Raw genomic sequence first — 8,061 nt, 5'->3', positions numbered from 1 at the left:
CTCAGTGATGCTCTAAGCCGCCTTTCCCTCACTACGTCGCCGTGGGAACCCGACCTCTACACAGTCGTCGTGTGCCTGGATTTATCAGGCTGGTAGCGGTATAGCTGTGTCACTAAACCATGATTAATTCTCCTTTTAATGTTCTTATATTTAACTCTCTACAATAAGTAGCATCCATGCCAAAAATTTCCTGTTATTCCAAGTGTGGCGAAATTCGCTCATTGTCTGGCTGTAATATTGCTATTTTTCTTATTCTTGACTGAATAAAGAAAAGTGTTGTGTAAGCAGCAATTATCAAAGCTGGGTGTTGGCTCTTGTTGTTCTTCGTTGCCTTTAATTTGAGTGACTAAACTGGCTATTACGTTTGCGCTGTCGTTTTCAAGCTTGCGCTTGAGAGTTAATACTTTGCGCGGCTCGGTTTCTACGCCAAAAGCTTTATCGATAACATTCTCAAGAGCTTTTATTTCAGACTTGCGAATGTGTTCCTCTAAACGATTGCGAGTTATTAAATTGCCACGCTCTATATGACGGCGCATTTTGGAGCTTAAACGACCAGTCTTAGGTAAAACAGTGATGCTTTCCATTTGATACCCCTGATTAGTAATTTTTGGGGCGCAGTTAATGCATTGAGTGACTGTTTTAAATTTGCAATCCACTAGAAGAGGTGCGCAAACTTTTCAGATTCACTATGTCCATCCTTAGACTCTGCTAACCACGCCCCAAAAATCACTTTGGGTAGGGACTCCCCACACGGGCAGGGCATTCATTGTAGGTACTGCTGTGGCTTAACTTGGTATCGAATCATCCGGTTCTTCTTACGCCACCGGCGGCTACTTCGTGGGCTTTCCTTGCCTGTTCGATGCGTTTAAATTTAAGATGTCTTAATAAAAATGTCAACGTTAAATTTAATAAATCTTAAATTTAGTGTGAGGATTACTTAAAAATAGGCTTAATGAGAAGCAAAAAACCCTCCGGGGAGGGCCTTTTGTTTTATGTTAATGAGGTATGTGTGTGTCATGGTAATTTTGCTATTCTTGCGTCCACAACTACGCCAATGATTTTGCAGTTCCCATTAATCTGTATCATTCGATATTGTGGATTAAGAGGTTTGAGGTAATGGTGTCCAGCATCAACAACATATTGCTTAAATGTTGCTTCATTTTCACTTTCTAACTTAGCAACAACTAATTTGCCATTCACTGGTGCCACTTCTGGATCTACTAAAATCATCATTCCTTCTGGGATACTTAATCCGGAAGTTGATGTCATTGAATCGCCTTTTACTTCTAACCAAAAGGATTCATTAGAACAATTGACGGTAGTTTCATACCAATCATCAACGGCTTTTCTGTGATAAGGTTCCACCGCTTCACTCCAATTCCCAGCACAAACCCAGCTTATTAGTGGATATTCCCCCCTTGTTTTATTGAGTTTAAGAAATGAAACATTCGAGCCGTCATCCTCTCCATTGAGTATGTATGTGGCCGAATAGCCTAACGCAGAAGATAGAGCCAGTAGATTATCACCTTTTGGCTCAGTATCTTCTTTTTCCCATTGAGAAATAGCAGCATTCGAAACGCCGATACGTTTGCCGAGTTCTCTTTGAGTGAGCTTGAGCTCTTTTCTGCGTAATCTAATACGCTCGCCGATTGTAGTTTTCATGATTAAGCAATCTTAAATCCTCTTGACTTAAGATTCCTTTAGTTCAATAATTAAAGACATCTTAAATGGAGATTTGAATATGTTCAAAGATGACGCGATTAAATTTTTTGGCAGTCAGCGGGCTATCGCCGAGAAACTCAGCTTGTCTGATGCCGCAGTTTCTCAATGGAAAGATGTTATTCCTGAGCGAGCGGCTCTTAAGTTGAACAGAATTACTAACGGTAAACTCAAATATAAGCCTGAGTTATATAACAAGGCTGCTGCCTAAAAATTGAACCTCATACAATGAATGCCCTGCCCGTGTGGGGAGCCTGTTTCTAACTGACACTCTTAAAGAGGGTTAGTTGCATCAATTTGCGTACCGAAATTATCGGCGTGCAAATTTACATCGATTTTTAACATCTCAGCGCCGAAAGGTGCATTCCTCACAAATCGGGGAGCGTAGCCCAACAGTGGGCTATAAATTTAATTTTATTTAAGAAATTTAACATATGGATATTGCAATAGAACGCAAAACTAAAGAAATCGAATCACGAATACGAAAAGGGATCATCGTTACCGGGCCGAAGCATGTCGCTGACGCTTGCGGCGTGCATCAATCACAGATAAGCCGATGGCAGGCAGAAGAGACCGGCTTTGTTACTAAAGCCGCGAAATTGCTAGCTGCAATCGGGTTTGAAGCGCCGGTCAGTGAAGTTGTTATTCATGGAGAAGAAACAGCACAGATAGCTAAAGCGTTACAAGAGATGCTATCTCACTTAAGAGAAAAAGCCCCGACTGCGGCAACAGGCGAGGCTAATCAAATATGAGTCAAGCGGGGGAACTCTCACTTTCCCCTATCACTGCGAGGTGATTATGGACAGTTTCGACTATCACGTCAATGTCTTGATGCCGTCCAATTTTTTTCGTGATGATGAAAAATGGATTCGAGAAATGCTGTTGCAGCTCGATCCGTCCACTCGCGGAAAGATTACGGTTCGGTATGCCGAGGTTTATCAAGCTGCTTGGGACGAGGAACCAATTTCATATCGAAAAGATAACACGGCACGGCGTCATGCGAATATCCGGTTAAGGGAGTTTGTCAGGAAATATGCTGCGTTCAGTCAGGGGTATGTAACAACCCCGAATGAGTTGCTGAAAACAGGCACTAGCCAGAACAACCAGCCCTATCAGGTAGTCGCCTGAAACTCCGAAGCCAACATAAAAATCTGGCTTGTGTTTCTGGTAAGTGCTGAAAGTCAAAGTTTGCACAAAGCCAAAACCGAAAAAACAAGGTCAAGGTCAACGGCGGATCGAGTCACAGAATCTGACATATAGAATCATAGAAGGGACAACTTAAAAATATGTTTAAAATCAATGGGTTGAAAATGCGTTTTTCCCACAGTATGGGACAAATTGTCCCACAGTATGGGAAAGTCTTTAAAAACAGTGAGTTATAGGCAATTTGGCGGGTGAAGTGATGACTATGCGGTCAAAAATACACGATGTTGAAATTATACCCAATCATGACACTAAAGGCCATATATTCATTCAGGCATACGATAAAGGTATTGATTTTATTACAAAATGTGCACAGGAGAGAGATAACGCAACAATAATTTTGTATCTGAGAATGATCAAGGATATGGACAAAGAGACGGGCGCATTGATGGTCGATGCGTCAACGCTCATCTCACAGACCGGCTTATCAAAAAGTGCGGTGTACAGATCGATAAAAACCCTGAAAGATTCAGGGATGATACGCAGCAGGTATAGCAAAGTTTATGAAATAAACCCGGATGGTTTTTGGAAGGGCAAGCGTGAGTTACGAGATACCGCGCTGTTTTTTGCTGAATCAAACCGGGCAAGAAATGTGAAATACAGATTGAACCCTGCAAGTGTTTCTACAGATTCATTCACCGTTCCCGCTACGTTTGAAGAGGAAACGTAGCGAAATCATCAACAAAAGCGATTCGGAAAACTTTGGCGAGCGATTCCGAACCGACTTTCAAGGAAATAAATCATGTTAAATATAACACCGAAGGTTAAGCAAGTCACAGCGCTTAACATGCTTCGTCACGAGTGGAAAAAACATCGAACGTTTTTATTATCGGCTAGTGTGGGATTTGGTAAAACGGCTATCGCCGCGTTTATCACAGACGGATTTGTTTCTCGCGGAATGCGTGTCATGTTCGTTGCACCGTATACCGTGTTACTGGATCAAACGGCAACCCGTTTTGTTGAATACGGACTGCCGGCAGACCAGATCAGCTATGTCTGGCGAAATCATCCGCTACATGACTCAGAACGGCTGATTCAAATTGCTTCAGCGGATACGCTCATTCGTCGTGAGTTTCCAGACAATATCGATCTACTCATCATCGATGAAGCTCACATGAAGCGCCGCAAGTTGCTAGAAATTATCAGAGATAGCGATATTCGCGTTGTCGGTTTATCAGGAACGCCGTTTGCTAAGTGGATGGGTAAATATTACGAGAAGTTGATTAAGCCGACGACGATGAAAGAACTCATCAGCATTGGGGATTTGAGCAAATACGAGTTCTACGCACCGGACAAGCCAGATTTGACCGGGGTAAAAACAACAAGTTTGGCTGCATTTGGTAATGACTACAACGAGGAACAACTAGCCCAAATCATGGGCGATTCAACGTTAGTGGGCAACATCGTTAAATTCTGGCTTGAAAATGGCGAAGACCGGCCAACTATCTGCTTTTGCGTCAATGTTAAGCACGCTAACTATGTCACGATGGAGTTTAACAAGTCGGGTATTAACGCCGAAGTGATGACAGCAGAAACCCCGCATGATGAGCGGCAGTTGATCATCAATCGATTCGAAAGTGGGGCAACAAAAATCATTGTCAATGTCGGTGTGTTAGTTGCCGGGTTTGACAGTGATGTCCGATGCATCATTTACGCCCGGCCTACCAAGTCAGAAATCCGATGGGTGCAATGTCTTGGTCGCGGGCTTCGTACAGCATCGGGTAAAGATAAGTGCTTAATATTCGATCATTCTGGCTCTATCCATCTTCTCGGCTTCCCTGATGAAATTGAGTATGACAAGTTGCCATCCAAAAATGACGGCATGAAATCTTCATCAAGTTTTAGCGAGAAAGTCAAGCAAGAGAAGATACCGAAAGAATGTCCTGGCTGTCATTACATGAAACCCGCTGGCGTCTATGTCTGCCCGAAATGCGGTTTTAAGCCGCTGATGGGTGAGAACGTTGATGTTGACGAGTCTCGCGGGCTGAAAAAATTAGGGAAGAATGAGCGAATTTACAGCAAGGAAGAAAAACAAAGCTGGTGGTCACAAATTAAATATTATCAGCGTGAGCGGGAAAATCAGGGGAAGCCTATTAGTGATGGTTGGTGCGCTCATACTTACAAGAAAAAGTTCGGTGTCTGGCCGCACGGCTTAAGCGATCACTTAATTGAAATCTCACCGGAAGTTTACAACTTCATTCGTTCTAAACAAATCGCGTGGGCAAAGATGCAGGAGAAACAGAAAAATGCGGACAGTAGAAGTAGTCAAGGGGCGGTGGCCTGAAATTTTTGAATACTACGATTTACCCCCCGTTACAGGAAAGAAACATTATGCAGGAGAGTGTCCAGCATGTAAGCGAAAAGGAAAATATCGATGTGATGACAAAAATGGGACGGGATCATGGATATGCAGTTGTGGGGCGGGCGATGGATGGAAGTTACTGGAATTAACTCAGGGAAAAGATTTCAAGACATTAGCAAGAGAAATTGATTCACTAATAGGAAACAGTTACAACTACAAACGAGGTCATGATAAGCAGCCGCAGCAAGAAACCCAAGCAACCCGTGTAAAAGTTATCAGCAAGTTCTCAGCATTACCCCCGCTAAAAGACACACCAGCCCAGCGCTATTTATTCAGTCGCGGCATATTCGAATTACCAGTCGGCCACATTCGTTTTAATGCTGACGAAAAAACGCCGTTCGGCAAGAAACAGGCCGTTTGGTCAATAGCAACTGACGATAAAGGGGCGGGCTGTTACCTCCACAGAACTGTGTTAGACGGAGAGAAAAAAGCGGATTTCGATGGCAATAAGCGCATGCTGAAACTACAGGAAGATAACTATCTTAACTTTGCTAATTCCATTGCGATCCGCATGTTTCCGGTTTCTTCAACGTTGGGGATCGCTGAGGGCATAGAAACGGCTTTGTCGTGTAAGCAGATATACGGCTGTAACACGTGGTCAACTCTGAATGCCGGGTTCTTACGGAAATTCCGCGCTCCCAAGGGAGTGAAACACTTGATTATATTTGCTGACAGAGATAGTAACGGTACGGGGCTAGCGGCGGCGTTTGAGTGTGGCAATAAAAACATACTCAGTAATAACGATGTGGAACTGGTCAGTATTCGCTGGCCCGAAACCGGGGATTTTAACGATATGCTGATCAACGGTGCAAAAGTATTTCAAGAGCAGTTGCAGAGATAAAAAAATAGGAAGGATGTGAGTATGAGTGAAGAAAGAACATTTCTACCGTGTAAATGTGGTGGAAGGGCTATCAATTGCTGGGTATTGCGCGATTATAACGATGATAGCAAAGGAAAGATGCATTATCATAAATGCTTGCGCTGTCAAAATGAAAGTAAACATTATTTCACATTTGAAGAATCAGAGGCTGCATGGAATAAGAAAGTAAATAAAGGGGGGATAAATGGAAGCTGATTTTTGTTTTCACGAATCGAATAAATCCCAGGCATGGGAAATACTCAAAGAAACACTTGAAACTAAACAACCGCACCGCATTACTATTAAGCCTTGGAAGAATAAACGCTCATTATCTCAAAATGCCACGGCTCATATGTGGTTTGGTGAAATAAGTCGTTACCTTATTTCTAACGGTGCCAAATATTCACCGGAAGAAGTTAAGGAGATGCTTAAGCATACATTCTTGGGCTATGAAGTTATCGAGATAATGGATGTTACTACGCAGCTTATAGAGCGTGTCAGGACACTTAAGCGGACATCAAAACTCGACACAGGGGATATGTTTCAGTTTATGGAAAGAGTTGAGCAATGGGCAGCTAGTATTGGTTATTTCGTGACAATACCGGATAACAGCGAATATATGAAATTAAAACAGGAGCAAGATAAATGATAGCAGGTAATAAACATTGGTGTAATTTCTGCGGTAAATCGCAAGATGAAGTAAATGCAATGGTATCAGGAAACAATGTTGATATTTGTGATGATTGTGTTCTTCGCTGTGTCGGGACGTTAATATTGAAAGATGGAAATAAATTAAATGAGTCAGAAAACATCACAGACTCAGCGAGTCATCAATAATCTAATCTATAAAGTCCCATTAAATAAAAAATCAAAGCCAGTTCCCGCGGAGTCAGAAGTTAAAACGTTTGATTACGTTCATGAACTATTGCGTGCAAAGTGGGAAAGACGGAGAAATAGAAATGAAAAATAAATACAGTGAATTGTCAGATTTTGAAATTAATGCTCATGTAGCTGAAAAAGTGGACTTTTATAAATATAGCATCAATTACAACGATAATCCGTCTTATAACTATGTACGAGTTAATAATAGAACGTTCGACGCTTGTAATAATCCCGACGATTCGTGGCCTATTATTGTTAAGAATAAAATAAGTTTAGTCTATGTAAATGATTTTTGGTCAGCGCGTCAGTATCATAATGCATGTATTGAAGTTAACGATAAAAATCCGCTGAGAGCAGCAATGATTGTATTTCTGATGATGAGTGAATGATTATGAGAAAACTTCGAATAAGAGAGTGCAATGAGTGTCATAAAGAATATCAACCCGCTCGACAATTTCAAAATACATGTTCAATTGAATGTGCAGCAGCTAAAGGCAGGAAAGACCGAAAAAAGAAACAGGAAAAAGCAGAGCGGGAACTTAAAAAGAAACAGCAGCAAGAATTAGCAGAGAAGAAAGATAAACTCAAAGCCCGTCGATTAGCAGTAAAGCCCCGCAGTTATTTTATTCAGCAAGCCCAACGTTCTGTTAATGCATATATTCGTTATCGCGACAAAGATAAGCCCTGTGTTTCATGTGGGACATGTGAATCTTCTCGATGGGACGCAGGGCACTATAGAACAACATCAGCAGCGCCACAATTACGCTTTGATGAGCGCAATATTCAACGGCAATGCATCGTCTGTAATCAGCATCACTCGGGGAACCTGGTTCCATATCGAGTTGAGCTTATTGAGCGGATTGGCATTGAGTCAGTAGAAGCTATCGAGAGTAATCATGATCGGCATAGATGGACTATCGAAGAGTGCAAAGCGATCAAAGCTGAGTTTGATGAGAAATTGAAGAGGCTACGGCATGACAATCTTCACTGATATTGAAGCAGCAATTGAGGAAGCCAGGTTCTTGCGACATGAAAC

The 8,061-nt window shown here is 42.1% G+C and carries 14 protein-coding genes; 12 read left to right on the top strand and 2 right to left on the bottom strand.

Going from position 1 to position 8,061, the window contains the following annotated elements; translation table 11 throughout:
• Positions 1-218: 218 nt before the first annotated feature.
• Positions 219-584: a transcriptional antitermination N peptide gene (locus tag C6H66_RS21155; RefSeq protein ID WP_105396641.1), complete on the bottom strand. Its 366-nt coding sequence runs from the start codon at positions 582-584 to the stop codon at positions 219-221.
• Positions 585-1,014: 430 nt separating this feature from the next.
• Positions 1,015-1,662, bottom strand: coding sequence for a LexA family protein (locus tag C6H66_RS21150; RefSeq protein WP_105396640.1), 648 nt, complete (start codon positions 1,660-1,662; stop codon positions 1,015-1,017).
• A 79-nt stretch (positions 1,663-1,741) separates the two neighbouring features.
• On the opposite strand from C6H66_RS21150, the gene C6H66_RS21145 reads away from it, so the two are divergent.
• From C6H66_RS21145 to C6H66_RS21090, 12 genes are all read left to right on the top strand, one after another.
• Positions 1,742-1,930: a Cro/CI family transcriptional regulator gene (locus C6H66_RS21145; protein ID WP_105396639.1), complete on the top strand. Its 189-nt coding sequence runs from the start codon at positions 1,742-1,744 to the stop codon at positions 1,928-1,930.
• A gap of 223 nt (positions 1,931-2,153) precedes the next feature.
• Positions 2,154-2,471: a CII family transcriptional regulator gene (locus C6H66_RS21140; protein ID WP_248000769.1), complete on the top strand. Its 318-nt coding sequence runs from the start codon at positions 2,154-2,156 to the stop codon at positions 2,469-2,471.
• Between the two features lie 46 nt (positions 2,472-2,517).
• Positions 2,518-2,847: a hypothetical protein gene (locus C6H66_RS21135; protein ID WP_105396638.1), complete on the top strand. Its 330-nt coding sequence runs from the start codon at positions 2,518-2,520 to the stop codon at positions 2,845-2,847.
• A gap of 274 nt (positions 2,848-3,121) precedes the next feature.
• The gene (locus tag C6H66_RS21130) at positions 3,122-3,592 is read left to right on the top strand and encodes a helix-turn-helix domain-containing protein (RefSeq protein ID WP_105396637.1); all 471 of its coding nucleotides are present in this window, start codon (positions 3,122-3,124) and stop codon (positions 3,590-3,592) included.
• 72 nt (positions 3,593-3,664) lie between these two features.
• Positions 3,665-5,206, top strand: coding sequence for a DEAD/DEAH box helicase (locus C6H66_RS21125; protein WP_105396636.1), 1,542 nt, complete (start codon positions 3,665-3,667; stop codon positions 5,204-5,206).
• Positions 5,169-6,125, top strand: coding sequence for a primase-helicase zinc-binding domain-containing protein (locus C6H66_RS21120; protein WP_105396635.1), 957 nt, complete (start codon positions 5,169-5,171; stop codon positions 6,123-6,125). Before C6H66_RS21125 ends, C6H66_RS21120 begins: the two co-directional genes overlap by 38 nt.
• Before the next feature lie 21 nt (positions 6,126-6,146).
• Entirely contained in the window at positions 6,147-6,359 is a 213-nt protein-coding gene (locus tag C6H66_RS21115; RefSeq protein ID WP_105396634.1) for a hypothetical protein, read from the top strand.
• The gene (locus C6H66_RS21110; RefSeq protein ID WP_105396633.1) at positions 6,349-6,792 is read left to right on the top strand and encodes a YbcN family protein; all 444 of its coding nucleotides are present in this window, start codon (positions 6,349-6,351) and stop codon (positions 6,790-6,792) included. The genes C6H66_RS21115 and C6H66_RS21110 overlap by 11 nt, the downstream gene beginning before the upstream one ends.
• Positions 6,789-6,980, top strand: a complete 192-nt coding sequence (locus tag C6H66_RS21105) for a ClpX C4-type zinc finger protein (RefSeq protein WP_105396632.1) — start codon at positions 6,789-6,791, stop codon at positions 6,978-6,980. The genes C6H66_RS21110 and C6H66_RS21105 overlap by 4 nt, the downstream gene beginning before the upstream one ends.
• Positions 6,940-7,113, top strand: coding sequence for a NinE family protein (locus C6H66_RS21100; protein WP_105396631.1), 174 nt, complete (start codon positions 6,940-6,942; stop codon positions 7,111-7,113). The genes C6H66_RS21105 and C6H66_RS21100 overlap by 41 nt, the downstream gene beginning before the upstream one ends.
• Positions 7,103-7,414, top strand: a complete 312-nt coding sequence (locus C6H66_RS21095) for a DUF2591 domain-containing protein (RefSeq protein WP_105396630.1) — start codon at positions 7,103-7,105, stop codon at positions 7,412-7,414. The genes C6H66_RS21100 and C6H66_RS21095 overlap by 11 nt, the downstream gene beginning before the upstream one ends.
• 2 nt (positions 7,415-7,416) lie before the next feature.
• Positions 7,417-8,016 carry a recombination protein NinG gene (locus tag C6H66_RS21090; protein ID WP_105396642.1) on the top strand — a complete coding sequence of 200 codons (600 nt, stop codon included), beginning with the start codon at positions 7,417-7,419 and terminating at the stop codon, positions 8,014-8,016.
• Positions 8,017-8,061 lie beyond the last annotated feature (45 nt).

Source organism: Photorhabdus hindustanensis, assembly GCF_002968995.1.
Classification (GTDB): domain Bacteria; phylum Pseudomonadota; class Gammaproteobacteria; order Enterobacterales; family Enterobacteriaceae; genus Photorhabdus; species Photorhabdus akhurstii.
The sequence above is the reverse complement of the archived record's forward strand: the minus strand, read 5'-3'. Positions and strand labels throughout refer to the sequence as shown.

Excerpts from the sequence above, each read along its gene's own strand:
- C6H66_RS21120 (WP_105396635.1), top strand. The coding sequence starts at position 5,169 with ATGCGGACAGTAGAAGTAGTCAAGGGGCGGTGGCCTGAAATTTTTGAA.
- C6H66_RS21150 (WP_105396640.1), bottom strand. The coding sequence starts at position 1,662 with ATGAAAACTACAATCGGCGAGCGTATTAGATTACGCAGAAAAGAGCTC.
- C6H66_RS21105 (WP_105396632.1), top strand. The coding sequence starts at position 6,789 with ATGATAGCAGGTAATAAACATTGGTGTAATTTCTGCGGTAAATCGCAA.
- C6H66_RS21155 (WP_105396641.1), bottom strand. The coding sequence starts at position 584 with ATGGAAAGCATCACTGTTTTACCTAAGACTGGTCGTTTAAGCTCCAAA.
- C6H66_RS21135 (WP_105396638.1), top strand. The coding sequence starts at position 2,518 with ATGGACAGTTTCGACTATCACGTCAATGTCTTGATGCCGTCCAATTTT.
- C6H66_RS21145 (WP_105396639.1), top strand. The coding sequence starts at position 1,742 with ATGTTCAAAGATGACGCGATTAAATTTTTTGGCAGTCAGCGGGCTATC.
- C6H66_RS21130 (WP_105396637.1), top strand. The coding sequence starts at position 3,122 with ATGACTATGCGGTCAAAAATACACGATGTTGAAATTATACCCAATCAT.
- C6H66_RS21140 (WP_248000769.1), top strand. The coding sequence starts at position 2,154 with ATGGATATTGCAATAGAACGCAAAACTAAAGAAATCGAATCACGAATA.
- C6H66_RS21100 (WP_105396631.1), top strand. The coding sequence starts at position 6,940 with ATGAGTCAGAAAACATCACAGACTCAGCGAGTCATCAATAATCTAATC.
- C6H66_RS21110 (WP_105396633.1), top strand. The coding sequence starts at position 6,349 with ATGGAAGCTGATTTTTGTTTTCACGAATCGAATAAATCCCAGGCATGG.
- C6H66_RS21090 (WP_105396642.1), top strand. The coding sequence starts at position 7,417 with ATGAGAAAACTTCGAATAAGAGAGTGCAATGAGTGTCATAAAGAATAT.
- C6H66_RS21115 (WP_105396634.1), top strand. The coding sequence starts at position 6,147 with ATGAGTGAAGAAAGAACATTTCTACCGTGTAAATGTGGTGGAAGGGCT.
- C6H66_RS21095 (WP_105396630.1), top strand. The coding sequence starts at position 7,103 with ATGAAAAATAAATACAGTGAATTGTCAGATTTTGAAATTAATGCTCAT.
- C6H66_RS21125 (WP_105396636.1), top strand. The coding sequence starts at position 3,665 with ATGTTAAATATAACACCGAAGGTTAAGCAAGTCACAGCGCTTAACATG.